The sequence below is a fragment of the Streptomyces sp. NPDC051976 genome (assembly GCF_040680795.1).
Lineage (GTDB): Bacteria > Actinomycetota > Actinomycetes > Streptomycetales > Streptomycetaceae > Actinacidiphila.
Genome location: NZ_JBFAXL010000001.1, coordinates 359,807 through 374,683 on the forward strand (window position 1 = coordinate 359,807; position 14,877 = coordinate 374,683).

At 66.2% G+C, this 14,877-nt stretch carries 28 protein-coding genes; all 28 read right to left on the minus strand.

The genetic code is table 11. The features are described from left to right. Positions 1 to 11 precede the first annotated feature (11 nt). Entirely contained in the window at positions 12 to 416 is a 405-nt protein-coding gene (gene rpsK / locus AB0M29_RS01660) for a 30S ribosomal protein S11 (RefSeq protein WP_003956432.1), read from the minus strand. Between the two features lie 70 nt (positions 417 to 486). Beyond that, positions 487 to 867: a 30S ribosomal protein S13 gene (rpsM, locus tag AB0M29_RS01665; RefSeq protein WP_365377348.1), complete on the minus strand. Its 381-nt coding sequence runs from the start codon at positions 865 to 867 to the stop codon at positions 487 to 489. Between the two features lie 182 nt (positions 868 to 1,049). Further along, positions 1,050 to 1,163 carry a 50S ribosomal protein L36 gene (gene rpmJ, locus AB0M29_RS01670; protein ID WP_003956441.1) on the minus strand — a complete coding sequence of 38 codons (114 nt, stop codon included), beginning with the start codon at positions 1,161 to 1,163 and terminating at the stop codon, positions 1,050 to 1,052. Between the two features lie 29 nt (positions 1,164 to 1,192). Then, positions 1,193 to 1,414: a translation initiation factor IF-1 gene (gene infA, locus AB0M29_RS01675; RefSeq protein ID WP_003956442.1), complete on the minus strand. Its 222-nt coding sequence runs from the start codon at positions 1,412 to 1,414 to the stop codon at positions 1,193 to 1,195. Positions 1,415 to 1,861: 447 nt separating this feature from the next. Next, positions 1,862 to 2,698 (minus strand): type I methionyl aminopeptidase, encoded by an 837-nt coding sequence (gene map / locus AB0M29_RS01680; protein WP_365377351.1) that lies wholly within the window; start codon positions 2,696 to 2,698, stop codon positions 1,862 to 1,864. Positions 2,699 to 2,842: 144 nt separating this feature from the next. Continuing rightward, positions 2,843 to 3,502, minus strand: a complete 660-nt coding sequence (locus tag AB0M29_RS01685) for an adenylate kinase (RefSeq protein ID WP_365377354.1) — start codon at positions 3,500 to 3,502, stop codon at positions 2,843 to 2,845. Next, positions 3,502 to 4,818, minus strand: coding sequence for a preprotein translocase subunit SecY (gene secY / locus AB0M29_RS01690; RefSeq protein ID WP_365377357.1), 1,317 nt, complete (start codon positions 4,816 to 4,818; stop codon positions 3,502 to 3,504). Before secY ends, AB0M29_RS01685 begins: the two co-directional genes overlap by 1 nt. A gap of 221 nt (positions 4,819 to 5,039) precedes the next feature. Then, positions 5,040 to 5,495 (minus strand): 50S ribosomal protein L15, encoded by a 456-nt coding sequence (rplO, locus tag AB0M29_RS01695; protein WP_365377359.1) that lies wholly within the window; start codon positions 5,493 to 5,495, stop codon positions 5,040 to 5,042. Between the two features lie 2 nt (positions 5,496 to 5,497). Beyond that, the gene (rpmD, locus tag AB0M29_RS01700; protein WP_030890715.1) at positions 5,498 to 5,680 is read right to left on the minus strand and encodes a 50S ribosomal protein L30; all 183 of its coding nucleotides are present in this window, start codon (positions 5,678 to 5,680) and stop codon (positions 5,498 to 5,500) included. Further along, entirely contained in the window at positions 5,680 to 6,285 is a 606-nt protein-coding gene (rpsE, locus tag AB0M29_RS01705) for a 30S ribosomal protein S5 (RefSeq protein WP_093713222.1), read from the minus strand. The genes rpmD and rpsE overlap by 1 nt, the downstream gene beginning before the upstream one ends. 49 nt (positions 6,286 to 6,334) lie before the next feature. After that, on the minus strand, positions 6,335 to 6,718 hold the full coding sequence (gene rplR, locus AB0M29_RS01710; protein WP_365377364.1) for a 50S ribosomal protein L18: 384 nt from the start codon (positions 6,716 to 6,718) through the stop codon (positions 6,335 to 6,337). Positions 6,719 to 6,720: 2 nt separating this feature from the next. After that, the gene (gene rplF / locus AB0M29_RS01715; RefSeq protein ID WP_365377367.1) at positions 6,721 to 7,260 is read right to left on the minus strand and encodes a 50S ribosomal protein L6; all 540 of its coding nucleotides are present in this window, start codon (positions 7,258 to 7,260) and stop codon (positions 6,721 to 6,723) included. 21 nt (positions 7,261 to 7,281) lie between these two features. Continuing rightward, complete coding sequence (rpsH, locus tag AB0M29_RS01720; protein WP_365377370.1) at positions 7,282 to 7,680, minus strand: 30S ribosomal protein S8; 399 nt, start codon at positions 7,678 to 7,680, stop codon at positions 7,282 to 7,284. 210 nt (positions 7,681 to 7,890) lie between these two features. Further along, a complete protein-coding gene (locus tag AB0M29_RS01725; RefSeq protein ID WP_073492416.1) occupies positions 7,891 to 8,076 on the minus strand; it encodes a type Z 30S ribosomal protein S14 in 186 nt (61 codons plus the stop codon). 3 nt (positions 8,077 to 8,079) lie between these two features. Next, on the minus strand, positions 8,080 to 8,637 hold the full coding sequence (rplE, locus tag AB0M29_RS01730) for a 50S ribosomal protein L5 (RefSeq protein WP_365377374.1): 558 nt from the start codon (positions 8,635 to 8,637) through the stop codon (positions 8,080 to 8,082). Then, positions 8,637 to 8,960: a 50S ribosomal protein L24 gene (rplX, locus tag AB0M29_RS01735; RefSeq protein ID WP_365377377.1), complete on the minus strand. Its 324-nt coding sequence runs from the start codon at positions 8,958 to 8,960 to the stop codon at positions 8,637 to 8,639. The genes rplE and rplX overlap by 1 nt, the downstream gene beginning before the upstream one ends. Before the next feature lie 3 nt (positions 8,961 to 8,963). After that, a complete protein-coding gene (gene rplN, locus AB0M29_RS01740; protein ID WP_031524788.1) occupies positions 8,964 to 9,332 on the minus strand; it encodes a 50S ribosomal protein L14 in 369 nt (122 codons plus the stop codon). Between the two features lie 107 nt (positions 9,333 to 9,439). Next, the gene (rpsQ, locus tag AB0M29_RS01745) at positions 9,440 to 9,727 is read right to left on the minus strand and encodes a 30S ribosomal protein S17 (RefSeq protein ID WP_033177803.1); all 288 of its coding nucleotides are present in this window, start codon (positions 9,725 to 9,727) and stop codon (positions 9,440 to 9,442) included. After that, positions 9,727 to 9,951, minus strand: a complete 225-nt coding sequence (gene rpmC / locus AB0M29_RS01750) for a 50S ribosomal protein L29 (RefSeq protein WP_365377380.1) — start codon at positions 9,949 to 9,951, stop codon at positions 9,727 to 9,729. Before rpmC ends, rpsQ begins: the two co-directional genes overlap by 1 nt. After that, positions 9,951 to 10,370 carry a 50S ribosomal protein L16 gene (rplP, locus tag AB0M29_RS01755; protein WP_365377383.1) on the minus strand — a complete coding sequence of 140 codons (420 nt, stop codon included), beginning with the start codon at positions 10,368 to 10,370 and terminating at the stop codon, positions 9,951 to 9,953. The genes rpmC and rplP overlap by 1 nt, the downstream gene beginning before the upstream one ends. 5 nt (positions 10,371 to 10,375) lie before the next feature. After that, positions 10,376 to 11,209 (minus strand): 30S ribosomal protein S3, encoded by an 834-nt coding sequence (gene rpsC / locus AB0M29_RS01760; RefSeq protein WP_365377385.1) that lies wholly within the window; start codon positions 11,207 to 11,209, stop codon positions 10,376 to 10,378. Beyond that, positions 11,209 to 11,556 (minus strand): 50S ribosomal protein L22, encoded by a 348-nt coding sequence (gene rplV, locus AB0M29_RS01765; protein ID WP_266401786.1) that lies wholly within the window; start codon positions 11,554 to 11,556, stop codon positions 11,209 to 11,211. Before rplV ends, rpsC begins: the two co-directional genes overlap by 1 nt. A gap of 45 nt (positions 11,557 to 11,601) precedes the next feature. Next, complete coding sequence (rpsS, locus tag AB0M29_RS01770) at positions 11,602 to 11,883, minus strand: 30S ribosomal protein S19 (protein WP_365377388.1); 282 nt, start codon at positions 11,881 to 11,883, stop codon at positions 11,602 to 11,604. 12 nt (positions 11,884 to 11,895) lie between these two features. Next, a complete protein-coding gene (gene rplB, locus AB0M29_RS01775) occupies positions 11,896 to 12,732 on the minus strand; it encodes a 50S ribosomal protein L2 (protein ID WP_365377390.1) in 837 nt (278 codons plus the stop codon). Positions 12,733 to 12,779: 47 nt separating this feature from the next. Further along, complete coding sequence (rplW, locus tag AB0M29_RS01780; protein WP_365377393.1) at positions 12,780 to 13,121, minus strand: 50S ribosomal protein L23; 342 nt, start codon at positions 13,119 to 13,121, stop codon at positions 12,780 to 12,782. Further along, positions 13,121 to 13,798 carry a 50S ribosomal protein L4 gene (gene rplD, locus AB0M29_RS01785; protein WP_365377395.1) on the minus strand — a complete coding sequence of 226 codons (678 nt, stop codon included), beginning with the start codon at positions 13,796 to 13,798 and terminating at the stop codon, positions 13,121 to 13,123. Before rplD ends, rplW begins: the two co-directional genes overlap by 1 nt. A gap of 4 nt (positions 13,799 to 13,802) precedes the next feature. Continuing rightward, the gene (gene rplC, locus AB0M29_RS01790) at positions 13,803 to 14,447 is read right to left on the minus strand and encodes a 50S ribosomal protein L3 (RefSeq protein WP_365377397.1); all 645 of its coding nucleotides are present in this window, start codon (positions 14,445 to 14,447) and stop codon (positions 13,803 to 13,805) included. Positions 14,448 to 14,461: 14 nt separating this feature from the next. Beyond that, entirely contained in the window at positions 14,462 to 14,770 is a 309-nt protein-coding gene (gene rpsJ, locus AB0M29_RS01795; RefSeq protein WP_014144312.1) for a 30S ribosomal protein S10, read from the minus strand. Positions 14,771 to 14,877 lie beyond the last annotated feature (107 nt).

Consider the following 14,877-nt stretch of genomic DNA (forward strand, 5'->3'; position numbering starts at 1 on the left):
GTTTCGCTGGGTCAGACGCGGCGGCGCTTGGGCGGGCGGCAGCCGTTGTGAGGGGTCGGGGTGACGTCCTGGATCGAGCCGACCTCCAGGCCGGTGGCCTGGAGCGAGCGGATCGCGGTCTCGCGGCCGGAGCCGGGACCCTTCACGAAGACGTCAACCTTGCGCATGCCGTGCTCCTGCGCGCGGCGGGCGGCCGACTCGGCGGCCATCTGCGCGGCGAAGGGGGTGGACTTGCGCGAGCCCTTGAAGCCGACGTGGCCGGCGGAGGCCCAGGAGATCACGTTGCCCGAGGGGTCGGTGATCGAGACGATCGTGTTGTTGAACGTGCTCTTGATGTGGGCGTGCCCGTGAGCGACGTTCTTCTTTTCCTTGCGGCGCACCTTCTTGGCTGCGCCCTGACGGCCCTTAGGAGGCATGTGTCAACTTCTCCCGGTGGAGGTGATCGGTCCTACAGCGAAGACCGCTTGTAAGCGTCCCTGCTGAGGACTACTTCTTGCCCGGCTTCTTCTTACCGGCGATGGCGCGACGCGGGCCCTTGCGGGTGCGGGCGTTGGTGTGAGTGCGCTGACCGTGGACCGGCAGGCCACGACGGTGACGCAGACCCTGGTAGCAGCCGATCTCGACCTTGCGGCGGATGTCGGCCTGAATCTCGCGACGGAGGTCACCCTCGGTCTTGAAGTTCGCGTCCACGTAGTCGCGGAGCTTGATGAGGTCTTCCTCAGCAAGGTCGCGCACGCGGGTGTCGGGGTTCACACCGGTCTCGGCGAGGACCTGCTTCGAGAGCGAGCGGCCGATGCCGAAGACGTAGGTGAGGGCGATCTCCACGCGCTTCTCACGCGGGAGGTCAACGCCTGAAAGGCGTGCCATTTTCTTGGCTCCTGATGGGTTCGGAGGTCTTCCGCAGTGCCGGTTCCCGGCGGCCGTATCAGGTACCGGACGGGTCCCCGGCCTCCGCCGGGGGTGTCGTCCCCTTGAACCAGGGGACGGGCACTGCGTATGTACATATGTGCGTCGCGCGAAGTTCTGCGGGTGCAGAAGGAGGTCGTGCGTCAGCCCTGGCGCTGCTTGTGGCGCAGGTTGTCGCAGATGACCATGACCCGGCCGTGGCGGCGGATCACCTTGCACTTGTCGCAGATCTTCTTGACGCTCGGCTTGACCTTCATGGGATGTCAGGTTCTCCGGGTCTTGAGATCTACTTGTATCGGTAGACGATCCGTCCGCGCGTCAGGTCGTAGGGAGACAGCTCCACCACGACCCGGTCATCCGGAAGGATACGGATGTAGTGCATCCGCATCTTGCCGCTGATGTGCGCGAGGACCTTGTGACCGTTCTGCAGCTCCACCTTGAACATCGCGTTCGGCAGAGACTCGATCACGGTGCCCTCGATTTCGATGGCGCCTTGCTTTTTGGCCATGTCCTGCTTTCGGGATCGGCTACCTTGGTCGGCCCCAGACATGCCAAAAGACAGACCAGAGCCGACGTGTCAGTCTACGGCACGCCACCCGGAAAGACGAATCAGGGGTGTATGCCCGCTCCCCAAGATCGTTAAGCCAGGGGATCGGGAGCCGTCGTCACGCCGTACTCGGCGAGTTTGGCCTTCCCGCCGGAGAATCCTCTCCACGCCGCCCTCGCGGGCTCGGCGCCCGGGGCGCCTCACAAGCTTCGACCGGCTGCGCCGGACTCCGTCCGCCGAACCACCACCGTCACGCCAGCGGGTCGGGTGCCGTCGTCACGCCGTACTCGGCGAGTTTGGCCTTCCCGCCGGAGAATCCTCTTCACGCCGCCCTCGCGGGCTCGGCGCCCGGGGCGCCTCACAAGCTTCGACCAGCTGCGCCGGACTCCGTCCGCCGAACCACCACCGTCACGCCAGCGGATCGGGTGCCGTCGTCACGCCGTACTCGGCGAGTTTGGCCTTGCCGCCGTCGACGGCGGTCAGGACGAGGGGGCCGTCCTCGGTGAGGGCGATGGAGTGCTCCCAGTGCGAGGACCAGGAGCCGTCGTCGGACTTGACCGTCCACTCGTCCTCGAGGACGTGGGTGTGCGGGGAGCCGAGGGTGACCATCGGCTCGATCGCCAGGCACACACCCGGGATCAGCTTGATGCCGCGGCCGCGCTTGCGGCTGGCGTAGTTCAGCAGGTGCGGGTCCATGTGCATCTGGCTGCCGATGCCGTGGCCGCCGTAGTCCTCGACGATGCCGTACTTGCCGGAGGCGGGGCGCGGCTGGCGGCGGATGTAGCCCTCGATCGCCTTGGAGATGTCCTCCAGCCGGTTGCCCTTGCGGAAGGCGGCGATGCCCGCCCACATGGACTCCTCGGTGACCCGGCTCAGCTCGACCAGCTCGGCGGAGTGCCCGGAGCCCACGAAGCAGGTGAACGCCGCGTCGCCGTGCCAGCCGTCCACGATCGCGCCCGCGTCGATGGCGATGATGTCGCCGTCCTTGAGCACCGTGGCCCGATCGGGGATGCCGTGCACCACCACGTCGTTGACCGACGTGCAGATGTTGCCGGGGAACCCGCCGTATCCGAGGAAGTTCGGCTTGGCGCCGTGGTCGGCGATCACCTTCGCCGCGATCTCGTCCAGGTCCTTGGTGGTGGTGCCGGGCACCGCCGCCTCGCGGGTCGCCTGGTGGATCGCCGCGACGACCAGCCCGGCCGCACGCATCTTGGCGATCTGCTCGGGGGTCTTGATCTCCACCATCGCGGCTGACGCCTTCCTCGGCCGAAGGCCGTTTCTCTACATGTCCGTTTCAACGATAAGGCCGTGGCACCCGTCAGGGCACCACGGCCTTATGGCACAAGCGTGTGCGGGGTGTGCGTCGGGGACGCGACCGAGGTGCGGCCGCTACCGGCGCTCGTCGGCCCGCAGCGCCTCCATCGCGCGCGCGGTCACATCGGCGACCTTGCCGAGCGCGGAGATCGTCTGCACCAGGCCCTGCTGCTTGTAGTAGTCGATGATCGGCTCGGTCTTGCTGTGGTACTCCTCCAGCCGGACCCGCACCTTCTCGGCGGTGTCGTCGGAACGCTGGTAGAGCTCGCCACCGCACTCGTCGCAGACGCCCTCGACGGCAGGCGGGCTGTAGTCGACGTGGAAGAGGTGCTTGTCGTTCTTGCGGCACAGCCGGCGACCGGCGATCCGCTTGACGACCTCCTCCTCGGGGACCTCGAGGTCGAGCACGGCGTCCAGCGCGATCTTCGCGGTGGCCAGGAAGGCGTCCAGCGCCTCGGCCTGGCCCACGTTGCGCGGGAAGCCGTCGAGCAGGAAGCCGTTCTCGGCGTCCGCCTGCTGCATGCGGTCGATCGCCATCCCGATGGTGATCTCGTCGGGTACGAGCCGTCCCGCGTCCGTGTACTCCTTGGCCCTGAGGCCAAGCTCCGTGCCCTGGCTGATGTTGGCGCGGAACAGGTCGCCCGTGGAGATGTGGGGGATCGACAGGTTCTTGGCGAGGAACGCGGCCTGCGTACCCTTGCCGGCGCCGGGCGGCCCGACCAGGACGATTCGCATCAGCGGAGGAACCCTTCGTAGTTACGCTGCTGGAGCTGGCTCTCGATCTGCTTCACGGTCTCGAGACCCACACCCACGATGATGAGGATGCTCGTGCCGCCCAACGGGAAGTTGCCGTTGCTCCCGTTGAAGATCGCGATGGCGACCGTCGGGACGAGAGCGATGAGACCCAGGTAGAGCGCGCCCGGCCACGTGATGCGGTTCAGCACGTAACTGAGGTACTCCGCGGTGGGACGACCAGCCCGGATGCCCGGGATGAACCCACCATACTTCTTCATATTATCGGCCACTTCCTCGGGGTTAAACGAGATAGCGACGTAGAAGAAGGCGAAGAACACGATCAGCAGGAAGTAGGCGGCCATGTAGATCGGGTGGTCGCCCTTGGTCATGTTCTGGCTGATCCACTGCGCCCAGCCCGCCGTGGACCCGGAGAACTGCACGATCAGGGCCGGGATGTAGAGCAGCGAGGACGCGAAGATGACGGGAATCACACCCGCCTGGTTGACCTTCAGCGGGATGTAGGTGGATGTACCACCATACGACCGGCGGCCGATCATTCGCTTCGCGTACTGCACCGGAATGCGGCGCTGCGCCTGCTCGACGAAGACCACCAGGCCGACCATCGCGAGGCCGACCAGGATGACGGCGATGAACTCGACCCAGCCGCCGGCGATCTTGCCGGAGACCTTGATCGCCCACAGCGAGCCGGGGAAGCCCGCGGCGATCGCCACGAACATCAGGATCGACATGCCGTTGCCGATGCCGCGGTCGGTGATCAGCTCACCGAGCCACATGATCATCACGGTGCCCGCGGTCATGGTGACGACCATGGTGATCGTGGTGAAGATCGACTGGTTCGGGACGATGGCGTTGGCCTGCGTGCAGTTCGAGAAGAGACTGCCGGAGCGGGCGGTAGCCACCAGGCCGGTGCCCTGCAGGACGGCGAGCGCCACGGTCAGGTAGCGGGTGTACTGGGTGATCTTCGTGGTGCCGGCCTGGCCCTCCTTCTTGAGGGCTTCCAGACGCGGAATGACCACGGTCAGCAGCTGCAGGATGATGCTCGCCGTGATGTACGGCATGATCCCGAGCGCGAAGATCGTGAGCTGCAGCAGAGCGCCGCCGCTGAACATGTTCACCAGGCCGAAGAGGCTGTTATTGCCCTTCGTGTCCTTGATGCACTGGTTGACGACCGTGTAGTCGATCCCCGGTACCGGAACGTGGGCGCCAAGGCGGTAGACCACCACGATGCTCAACGTGAACAGCAGCTTCTTCCGCAGGTCAGGCGTCCTGAACGCCTGGGCGAACGCGGTGAGCACGGTGCCTCCTGCACCCCCCGCTCGCGGCGGAAGGACGGTTTCTGAGGAACTGACTAATAGGGCGTCTTACGAGTGTCACACCCGCGAAAGAGCACAGACTCTGCGGAGAATAACAGTGTCAGCCACCTTACCGGCGTGAGAGCCAGTCAAGGAATGACCAACCAACGACCAACCGGGGATGCCCATGTGCTGGACATCCCCGGTCAGGTGTGACATCGGACTCAGATGAGCTCGGTCACGGTGCCACCGGCGGCGGCGATCTTCTCCTTGGCGGAGCCGGAGGCCGCGTCAACGGTCACCTGCAGCGCCACGGTCACGTCACCGGTGCCGAGCACCTTGACGAGCTGGTTCTTGCGGACCGCGCCCTTGGCGACCAGATCGGCCACCGTGACCTCGCCACCCTGCGGGTAGAGCTCGGCCAGCTTGTCCAGGTTGACGACCTGGAACTCGGTGCGGAACGGGTTCTTGAAGCCCTTGAGCTTCGGGAGACGCATGTGCATGGGCATCTGCCCACCCTCGAAGCGCTCCGGAACCTGGTAGCGGGCCTTGGTGCCCTTGGTACCACGACCGGCCGTCTTACCCTTCGACGCCTCACCGCGACCCACACGGGTCTTCGCGGTCTTGGCGCCGGGGGCCGGACGGAGGTTGTGGATCTTGATCGGGTTGTCGTTACCCATGATCAGTCGACCTCCTCAACCGTGACGAGGTGGCGGACGGTCTGGACCATGCCCCGGATCTCCGGACGGTCCTCCTTGACCACCACGTCGTTCAGCCGCTTGAGGCCGAGCGAACGCAGGGTGTCACGGTGGTTCTGCTTGCTGCCGATGTAGGACTTGGTCTGGGTGACCTTGAGGCGAGCCATTACGCACCCACCCCGGCACGCGCACGCAGCAGAGCGGCGGGCGCGACGTCCTCGATCGGCAGACCGCGGCGGGCGGCGATCTCCTCGGGGCGCTGAAGCCCCTGCAGAGCCGCCACCGTGGCGTGCACGATGTTGATCGCGTTGTCCGAGCCGAGGCTCTTGGACAGCACGTCGTGGATACCGGCGCACTCCAGGACGGCGCGCACCGGGCCACCGGCGATCACACCGGTACCGGGGGAAGCCGGCTTGAGCAGGACGACGCCCGCGGCCTTCTCGCCCTGGATCGGGTGCGGGATGGTGCCCTGGATACGGGGGACCTTGAAGAAGTGCTTCTTGGCCTCCTCCACACCCTTGGCGATGGCGGCCGGCACCTCCTTGGCCTTGCCGTAACCGACACCCACGGTGCCGTCACCGTCGCCCACCACGACCAGCGCGGTGAAGCTGAAGCGACGACCACCCTTCACAACCTTGGCGACGCGATTGATCGCGACGACACGCTCGACGTAAGCGGTCTTCTCGGCCTGCTGGCCGCCGTCCCGCCGGTCCTTACGGTCCCGTCGCTCGCCGCCACCGGCACCGCTACCGCGGCGCTGGGGTCCAGCCATTGGAATTACCTCTCCCTGTTTTCAGCGTTTCCGCTAGCTACGGAACCGGCTAGAACTTCAGTCCGGCTTCGCGGGCGGCGTCCGCCAGGGCGGCGATGCGCCCCGCGTACTGGTTGCCGCCACGGTCGAAGACGACAGCTTCGACGCCCTTGGCCTTCGCACGCTCGGCCACGAGCTGGCCGACCTGCTTCGCCTTGGCGCTCTTGTCGCCTTCGCCGCCGCGGATGGACGCGTCGAGGGTCGACGCGGACGCGAGCGTGTGGCCCGCCAGGTCATCGATGACCTGCGCCACGATGCCGCGGTTGGAACGGGTGACGACGAGGCGCGGACGCTCCTCCGTACCCGAGATCCGCTTGCGGACGCGGATGTGACGGCGCTTGAGAGCGGCGCCCTTGTAGGCCTTGCCCTTGGCGATCTTTACACCGAATGCCATGGCTACTTACCAGCCTTTCCGACCTTGCGGCGGATGACTTCGCCCGCGTACTTGACGCCCTTGGCCTTGTACGGGTCGGGCTTCCGCAGCTTGCGGATGTTGGCGGCGACCTCGCCGACCTTCTGCTTGTCGATGCCCTCGACGGAGAACTTCGTCGGGGACTCGACCTTGAAGGCGATGCCCTCGGGGGCCTCGACCAGGATCGGGTGGCTGTAGCCCAGCGAGAACTCCAGGTTGGAGCCCTTCGCCTGGACGCGGTAGCCGACACCGCTGATCTCGAGCGCCTTGCTGTAGCCCGCGGTCACGCCGGTGATCATGTTCGCCACCAGCGTGCGGGACAGGCCGTGCAGGGCCTTCGAGACACGCTCGTCGTTGGGGCGGGTGACCAGCAGCGTGCCGTCCTCGCCCTTAGCGATATCGATGGGCGCGGCGACGGTGTGCGAGAGGGAACCCTTGGGGCCCTTCACCGCGACCGTGCGGCCGTCGATGGTGACGTCCACTCCGGCGGGAACCGAGATGGGCAGCTTGCCGATGCGCGACATTGCTATACCTCGCTTTCCCGGTTACCAGACGTAGGCGAGGACTTCCCCACCCACGCCCTTCTTCTGCGCCTGCTGGCCGGTCAGGAGACCGTGGGACGTGGAGATGATCGCCACGCCCAGGCCACCGAGGACCCTCGGCAGGTTGGTGGACTTTGCGTAGACCCGCAGGCCCGGCTTGCTGATGCGCTTGATGCCCGCGATCGAACGCTCACGGTTGGGGCCGAACTTCAGCTCCAGCACGAGGTTCTTGCCGACAGTCGCGTCCTCGACCTTCCAGCCGGTGATGTAACCCTCCTGCTGGAGGATCTCCGCGATGTGCGACTTGATCTTGCTGAACGGCATCTCGACATCGTCGTGGTACGCCGAGTTCGCGTTACGCAGACGGGTCAGCATGTCTGCGATGGGGTCGGTCATGGTCATGAGTTGGCCCTAGGCCTCTCTCGCCGGGGTTTCCTATCTGCGCCATCCCTCTCCCCCAGCGATGTGGGGACGGGTGCGGCACGGGGACCTACGGCGTAGTAAGTCGAATCGGGCGGCGAGCGCCCAACCCTTCTACCTTACGGGATGAAGGGGTGGGCTCTCGCCGACCAGATGCTTACCGAGAGTTCCTGGAGATCCGGAGAACCGGATTTACCAGGAGCTCTTGGTCACGCCCGGCAGCTCGCCACGGTGGGCCATCTCACGAAGGCACACGCGGCACAGGCCGAACTTGCGGTAGACGGAGTGCGGCCGGCCGCAGCGCTGGCAGCGGTTGTAGCCGCGGACAGCGAACTTCGGCTTACGAGCGGCCTTGGCAATGAGAGCCTTCTTCGCCACGGCTCACGCCTCCTTGAACGGGAAGCCGAGGTGACGAAGGAGGGCGCGGCCCTCGTCGTCGTTGGTCGCCGTGGTGACCACGGTGATGTCCATACCCCGGACGCGGTCGATCTTGTCCTGGTCGATCTCGTGGAACATGACCTGCTCGGTGAGACCGAAGGTGTAGTTGCCACGGCCGTCGAACTGCTTCGGCGACAGGCCGCGGAAGTCGCGGATACGCGGAAGCGCCAGCGACAGCAGCCGGTCCAGGAACTCCCACATGCGGTCACCGCGGAGGGTGACGTGGGCGCCGATCGGCTGACCCTCACGCAGCTTGAACTGCGCGATGGACTTCCGGGCCTTGGTGACCTGCGGCTTCTGGCCGGTGATCGTGGCGAGGTCGCGAATGGCGCCCTCGATCAGCTTGGAGTCGCGGGCGGCGTCGCCCACACCCATGTTGACCACGATCTTGGTGAGACCGGGGATCTGCATGACGTTCTCGTAGGAGAACTCGTCACGCATCTTGCCCGCGATCTCCTCGCGGTAGCGCGTCTTGAGACGCGGCGTGGTGGTGGCAGTCATCAGATGTCCTCACCGGTCCGCTTGGCAACGCGGATCTTGTTGCCCTCGTCGTCGAAGCGGTAGCCGACGCGGGTCACGACCTTCTTGCCGTCCTTCTCAACAACCAGCTGCACGTTGCTGACGTGGATCGGCGCCTCGGTGGTGATGATGCCGCCGGTCTTCGAACCGCGGTCGGTCTGCCCGGCCTTGGTGTGCTTCTTGACCCGGTTGACACCCTCGACGAGGACGCGGTCGAGCGCGGGGTAGGCCACGATGACCTTGCCCTGCTTGCCCTTGTCCTTACCGGTGATGACCTGGACCAGGTCGCCCTTCTTGATCTTCATCGGTTACAGCACCTCCGGCGCGAGAGAAACGATCTTCATGAACTTCTTCTCGCGCAGCTCACGGCCGACGGGGCCGAAGATACGGGTGCCGCGGGGGTCGCCGTCGTTCTTGAGGATGACGGCGGCGTTCTCGTCGAACCGGATGTACGAGCCGTCAGCGCGACGGCGCTCCTTGACGGTCCGGACGATGACCGCCTTGACGACCTCGCCCTTCTTCACGTTGCCACCGGGGATCGCGTCCTTGACGGTGGCGACGATGACGTCACCGATTCCCGCGTAGCGGCGACCCGAGCCACCGAGAACACGGATGCAAAGGATCTCCTTGGCACCAGTGTTGTCGGCGACACGAAGTCGCGACTCCTGCTGGATCACGTCTATCTCCTGTTTGTCGCGTCGGTTCCCGGCGGGGGGTCACACCACAGGTGCGCGACCCCACCGCCGAGCCTGACGGAACGGTCCTGAGGGAGTGCCCTCAGGGATTACTTGGCCTTCTCAAGGATCTCGACGACGCGCCAGCGCTTCGTCGCGGAGGTCGGCCGGGTCTCCATGAGGAGGACACGGTCGCCGATGCCCGCGGCGTTCTGCTCGTCGTGCGCCTTGAGCTTGTTGGTGCGGCGGATGACCTTGCCGTACAGGGCGTGCTTCACACGGTCCTCGACGGCGACCACAACGGTCTTGTCCATCTTGTCGCTGACCACGAGGCCCTCGCGGGTCTTGCGGAAGCCGCGCTGCTCAGTGCTGGTCTCAGTCACATTCTTCTCGCTCATCAGGCGTTCTCCACCGTCTCGATGCCCAGCTCGCGCTCGTGCATCAGGGTGTAGATCCGGGCGATGTCCTTGCGGACAACCTTGAGCCGGCTGTTGTTCTCAAGCTGCCCGGTAGCGCCCTGGAAGCGGAGGTTGAACAGCTCTTCCTTGGCCTCGCGGAGCTTGTTGACGAGTTCCTCGTCACCAAGCTGGCGCAGCTCGGAAGCCTTGGTACCGGCCGCCATCAGACCTCACCTGCCTCGCGCCGCACGATGCGGCACTTCATCGGGAGCTTGTGAGCGGCGCGGGTGAGCGCCTCACGAGCAACCTTCTCGTTCGGGAAAGACAGCTCGAACATCACCCGACCGGGCTTGACGTTCGCGATCCACCACTCGGGCGAACCCTTACCGGAACCCATGCGGGTCTCGGCCGGCTTCTTCGTCAGCGGGCGGTCCGGGTAGATGTTGATCCAGACCTTGCCGCCACGCTTGATGTGACGGGTGATGGAGATACGAGCGGACTCGATCTGCCGGTTGGTCACGTAGGCGGGCGTGACGGCCTGCAGGCCGTACTCGCCGAACGCCAGTTCCGTGCCGCCCTTGGCCATGCCGTCACGACCGGGGTGGTGCTGCTTGCGGTGCTTGACCCTACGGGGGATCAGCATGGTACTTAGCCTTCCGTTCCGGGGGTCTCGGCGGCGGCACCCTCAGCGGCGGCGGGAGCCTCGGCCTTGGGGGCCGACGCGCCTTCCGTCTGGGGACGACGGCCACCACGGCCACCGCGCTCGCCACCGCGGCGCTGCGGACGCTCGTTGGCACCACCGCGGGCCGGACGGTTGCCGGCGCGAGCGGCGGCGTTGTCGGCGCGGACCTCGGCGATGTTCTTGACGTCGCCCTTGTAGATCCAGACCTTCACACCGATGCGGCCGAAGGTGGTCTTGGCCTCGAAGAAGCCGTAGTCCACGTTGGCGCGCAGGGTGTGCAGGGGAACCCGGCCCTCGCGGTAGAACTCGGAGCGGGACATCTCGGCGCCGCCGAGGCGGCCACCGCACTGGATCTTGATGCCCTTGGCGCCGGCCTTCATGGTGCCCTGCATGCTCTTGCGCATGGCACGACGGAAGGAGACGCGGGAGGAGAGCTGCTCGGCGACGGCCTGGGCCACGAGCTGCGCGTCCATCTCGGGGTTCTTGACCTCGAGGATGTTCAGCTGGACCTGCTTGCCGGTCAGCTTCTCCAGGTCGCCGCGGATGCGGTCGGCCTCCGCGCCGCGACGGCCGATGACGATGCCCGGCCGGGCGGTGTGGATGTCGACGCGGACGCGGTCACGGGTGCGCTCGATCTCCACCTTGGAGATACCGGCGCGCTCCATGCCCTGCGTCATCATCTTGCGGATGGCGACGTCTTCCTTGACGTAGTCCTTGTACAGCTTGTCGGCGTACCAACGGGACTTGAAGTCCGTGGTGATGCCGAGCCGGAACCCGTACGGGTTAACCTTCTGGCCCATTACCGGGTCCCTTCCTTGCTGCTGACGACCACGGTGATGTGGCTGGTCCGCTTGCGGATCCGGTAGGCACGGCCCTGGGCGCGCGGCCGGAACCGCTTCAGGGTCGGACCCTCGTCCACATACGCCTCGCTGATGAACAGCGAGTCGGCGTCGGTGTGGTCGTAGTTGTGCGCGGCGTTGGCAATGGCGCTGTCCAGCACCTTGCCCACCGGCACGCTCGCGGCCTGCGGGGTGAAACGCAGGACCGCCTGAGCCTCCGTGGCATCCATGCCACGGATGAGGTCCACCACGCGGCGGGCCTTCATGGGCGTGACGCGGATGTACCGCGCCTGGGCCCTGGCTTCCATGGTTGTCCCTTCAGTGTCTGTCTTCGTCGTCACGGTTCAGCCCGCTCAGCGACGCCGCGACTTGCGGTCGTCCTTCTCGTGCCCGCGGAAAGTGCGGGTCGGTGCGAACTCGCCGAGCTTGTGGCCGACCATCGACTCAGTGACGAACACCGGGACGTGCTTACGGCCGTCGTGCACCGCGATCGTGTGGCCCAGCATCGCCGGGATGATCATCGAGCGGCGGGACCAGGTCTTGATGACGTTCTTGGTGCCTGCCTCGTTCTGTACGTCCACCTTCTTGCTCAGGTGGTCGTCGACGAAGGGCCCCTTCTTGAGACTGCGCGGCATCTAAACCCGCTCCTAGCGCTTCTTGTTCGTCTTGCGGCGGCGGACGATGTACTTGTTGCTCGCCTTCTTGGGAGAACGAGTACGACCCTCCTTCTGACCCCACGGGGAGACCGGGTGGCGTCCACCGGAGGTCTTGCCCTCACCACCACCGTGCGGGTGGTCCACCGGGTTCATGGCGACACCGCGGACGGTCGGGCGAACGCCCTTCCACCGCATACGGCCGGCCTTGCCCCAGTTGATGTTCGACTGCTCGGCGTTGCCGACCTCACCGATGGTGGCGCGGCAGCGCACGTCGACCATGCGGACCTCACCGGACGGCATACGAAGGGTGGCCATGGTGCCTTCCTTCGCCAGCAGCTGGACGGAAGCGCCCGCGGAGCGGGAGATCTTCGCGCCGCCACCGGGCCGCAGCTCGATCGCGTGGATCGTGGTACCCACCGGGATGTTGCGCAGCGGCAGGTTGTTGCCCGGCTTGATGTCGGCGCCGGGGCCGTTCTCGACCCGGTCGCCCTGGGAGAGCTTGGCCGGGGCGAGGATGTAGCGCTTCTCGCCGTCTGCGTAGTGCAGCAGCGCGATGCGGGCGGTGCGGTTGGGGTCGTACTCGATGTGCGCGACCTTGGCCGGCACGCCGTCCTTGTCGTGACGACGGAAGTCGATCACGCGGTAGGCGCGCTTGTGGCCACCACCCTGGTGGCGAACGGTCACACGACCGGCGTTGTTACGGCCGCCCTTGCTGTGCAGGGGGCGGACCAGCGACTTCTCCGGCGTGGACCGCGTGATCTCGACAAAGTCGGCGACGCTGGAGCCACGACGGCCCGGGGTCGTCGGCTTGTACTTGCGGATACCCATTTCTCAGTCCTCGGATGATTCCGGACTTCTGAACGATCCGATCTCCGTTAGGAGACCGGGCCGCCGAAGATGTCGATGCGGTCGCCCTCGGCGAGGGTCACGATGGCGCGCTTGGTGTTCGCGCGCTTGCCGAAACCGGTGCGGGTGCGCTTGCGCTTGCCCTGCCGGTTGATCGTGTTGACCCCGGTGACCTTGACCTGGAAGACCGTCTCGACGGCCTGCTTGATCTGGGTCTTGTTGGCACGCGGGTCGACGATGAACGTGTACTTGTTCTCGTCGAGCAGCGCGTAGCTCTTCTCGGACACCACGGGCTTGATCAGAAGATCACGCGGGTCCGTGTACGTCTTGCTCGTGACGACCACCGCGTCGGTGGTAGTGGCGTCGCTCATCAGATGTCGCTCCCTTCGAGCTCATCCTCGGAGGCGACAGCCTTGCCGGACGCGACGGGACCGGCCACGAAACGCTCGAAGGCGTCCTGCGTGAAGACCACGTCGTCAGAGACGAGCACGTCGTACGTGTTCAGCTGGCCGGCCTCCAGGATGTGCACCTGGGGCAGGTTGCGGGCGGACAGCCACGCGGCCTCGTCGGAGCGCTCGACGACCAGGAGCACGTTCTTGCGCTCGCTGATCTTGCCCAGCAGGCCCTTCGCGGCCTTCGTCGACGGGGCGGTGCCCTCGACGACGCCGGAGACGACGTGGATGCGGTTGTGACGCGCGCGGTCGGTCAGGGCGCCACGGAGAGCGGCCTTGACCATCTTCTTCGGCGTCCGCTGCGAGTAGTCACGCGGCACGGGACCGTGCACGACGCCACCGCCGGCGAACTGCGGCGCGCGGGTCGAGCCCTGACGGGCGCGGCCGGTGCCCTTCTGGCGGTACGGCTTGCGGCCACCACCACGGACCTCGCCACGCGTCTTCACCTTGTGCGTGCCCTGGCGGGCGGCGGCGAGCTGCGCGACGACGACCTGGTGGATCAGCGGGATGCTGACCTTGGCGTCGAAGATCTCGGCCGGGAGCTCAAGGCTGCCGGTCTTGTCGCCCGCGGGCGACAGGATGTCGATGGTGCTCATATCCTCAAGCCCCCTTGGCCGCGGTGCGGACCAGGACGAGGCCGCCGTTCGGACCGGGGATCGCGCCCTTGATGAGCAGCAGTCCCTTCTCCGCGTCAACGGCGTGGACGGTCAGGTTCTGGGTGGTGACCCGCTCGTTGCCCATGCGGCCCGCCATGCGCATGCCCTTGAAGACACGCCCAGGGGTGGCACAGCCACCGATGGAACCGGGGGAGCGGTGCTTGCGCTGGACACCGTGACCGGCGCCGAGGCCCTTGAAGTTGTGACGCTTCATGACACCGGCGAAGCCCTTGCCCTTGCTCTTGCCGGTCACGTCGACCTTGATCCCGGCCTCGAACACCTCAGCGGTGATCTCCTGGCCGAGCGTGTACTCCGCGGCGTCCGCGGTACGCAGCTCCACCAGGTGGCGGCGGGGGGTGACGTCGGCCTTCGCGAAGTGGCCCTTGAGGGGCTTGTTCACCTTGCGCGGGTCGATCTCGCCGAAGGCGAGCTGGACCGACTCGTAGCCGTCGGCGTCATTCGTACGGACCTGGGTCACGACGTTCGGCCCGGCCTTGACGACGGTCACTGGGACGACACGGTTGTTCTCGTCCCAGACCTGGGTCATGCCGAGCTTCTCGCCCAGGATGCCCTTGATCTGCTTTGCCATCTTGTCCGCGCCTCTCAGAGCTTGATCTCGATGTCAACGCCGGCCGGAAGGTCCAGGCGCATCAGCGAGTCAACGGTCTTGGGCGTCGGGTCGAGGATGTCGATCAGGCGCTTGTGCGTGCGCATCTCGAAGTGCTCGCGCGAGTCCTTGTACTTGTGCGGCGACTTGATGACGCAGTACACGTTCTTCTCAGTGGGCAGCGGCACCGGGCCCGCGACCTGCGCACCAGTACGCGTCACCGTCTCGACGATCTTCTTCGCCGAGGAGTCGATGACCTCGTGGTCGTAGGCCTTGAGCCGGATGCGGATCTTCTGTCCCGCCATGGCTACTCCGTAGTCCTTGTCTCTGTTTACGCTCTGGCATCCACTCGTCCGACCCACGCGGTCGGGCGTGTCGCGCCCCTTCCGTGAAATTTCCGCATGCGGAAATC

Excerpts from the sequence above, each read along its gene's own strand:
- rpsK (WP_003956432.1), bottom strand. The coding sequence starts at position 416 with ATGCCTCCTAAGGGCCGTCAGGGCGCAGCCAAGAAGGTGCGCCGCAAG.
- rpsM (WP_365377348.1), bottom strand. The coding sequence starts at position 867 with ATGGCACGCCTTTCAGGCGTTGACCTCCCGCGTGAGAAGCGCGTGGAG.
- rpmJ (WP_003956441.1), bottom strand. The coding sequence starts at position 1,163 with ATGAAGGTCAAGCCGAGCGTCAAGAAGATCTGCGACAAGTGCAAGGTG.
- infA (WP_003956442.1), bottom strand. The coding sequence starts at position 1,414 with ATGGCCAAAAAGCAAGGCGCCATCGAAATCGAGGGCACCGTGATCGAG.
- map (WP_365377351.1), bottom strand. The coding sequence starts at position 2,698 with ATGGTGGAGATCAAGACCCCCGAGCAGATCGCCAAGATGCGTGCGGCC.
- AB0M29_RS01685 (WP_365377354.1), bottom strand. The coding sequence starts at position 3,502 with ATGCGAATCGTCCTGGTCGGGCCGCCCGGCGCCGGCAAGGGTACGCAG.
- rplO (WP_365377359.1), bottom strand. The coding sequence starts at position 5,495 with ATGGGTAACGACAACCCGATCAAGATCCACAACCTCCGTCCGGCCCCC.
- rpmD (WP_030890715.1), bottom strand. The coding sequence starts at position 5,680 with ATGGCTCGCCTCAAGGTCACCCAGACCAAGTCCTACATCGGCAGCAAG.
- rpsE (WP_093713222.1), bottom strand. The coding sequence starts at position 6,285 with ATGGCTGGACCCCAGCGCCGCGGTAGCGGTGCCGGTGGCGGCGAGCGA.
- rplR (WP_365377364.1), bottom strand. The coding sequence starts at position 6,718 with ATGGCATTCGGTGTAAAGATCGCCAAGGGCAAGGCCTACAAGGGCGCC.
- rplF (WP_365377367.1), bottom strand. The coding sequence starts at position 7,260 with ATGTCGCGCATCGGCAAGCTGCCCATCTCGGTTCCCGCCGGAGTGGAC.
- rpsH (WP_365377370.1), bottom strand. The coding sequence starts at position 7,680 with ATGACCATGACCGACCCCATCGCAGACATGCTGACCCGTCTGCGTAAC.
- rplE (WP_365377374.1), bottom strand. The coding sequence starts at position 8,637 with ATGACTGCCACCACCACGCCGCGTCTCAAGACGCGCTACCGCGAGGAG.
- rplX (WP_365377377.1), bottom strand. The coding sequence starts at position 8,960 with ATGAAGATCAAGAAGGGCGACCTGGTCCAGGTCATCACCGGTAAGGAC.
- rpsQ (WP_033177803.1), bottom strand. The coding sequence starts at position 9,727 with ATGAGCGAGAAGAATGTGACTGAGACCAGCACTGAGCAGCGCGGCTTC.
- rpmC (WP_365377380.1), bottom strand. The coding sequence starts at position 9,951 with ATGGCGGCCGGTACCAAGGCTTCCGAGCTGCGCCAGCTTGGTGACGAG.
- rplP (WP_365377383.1), bottom strand. The coding sequence starts at position 10,370 with ATGCTGATCCCCCGTAGGGTCAAGCACCGCAAGCAGCACCACCCCGGT.
- rpsC (WP_365377385.1), bottom strand. The coding sequence starts at position 11,209 with ATGGGCCAGAAGGTTAACCCGTACGGGTTCCGGCTCGGCATCACCACG.
- rplV (WP_266401786.1), bottom strand. The coding sequence starts at position 11,556 with ATGGAAGCCAGGGCCCAGGCGCGGTACATCCGCGTCACGCCCATGAAG.
- rpsS (WP_365377388.1), bottom strand. The coding sequence starts at position 11,883 with ATGCCGCGCAGTCTCAAGAAGGGGCCCTTCGTCGACGACCACCTGAGC.
- rplB (WP_365377390.1), bottom strand. The coding sequence starts at position 12,732 with ATGGGTATCCGCAAGTACAAGCCGACGACCCCGGGCCGTCGTGGCTCC.
- rplW (WP_365377393.1), bottom strand. The coding sequence starts at position 13,121 with ATGAGCGACGCCACTACCACCGACGCGGTGGTCGTCACGAGCAAGACG.
- rplD (WP_365377395.1), bottom strand. The coding sequence starts at position 13,798 with ATGAGCACCATCGACATCCTGTCGCCCGCGGGCGACAAGACCGGCAGC.
- rplC (WP_365377397.1), bottom strand. The coding sequence starts at position 14,447 with ATGGCAAAGCAGATCAAGGGCATCCTGGGCGAGAAGCTCGGCATGACC.
- rpsJ (WP_014144312.1), bottom strand. The coding sequence starts at position 14,770 with ATGGCGGGACAGAAGATCCGCATCCGGCTCAAGGCCTACGACCACGAG.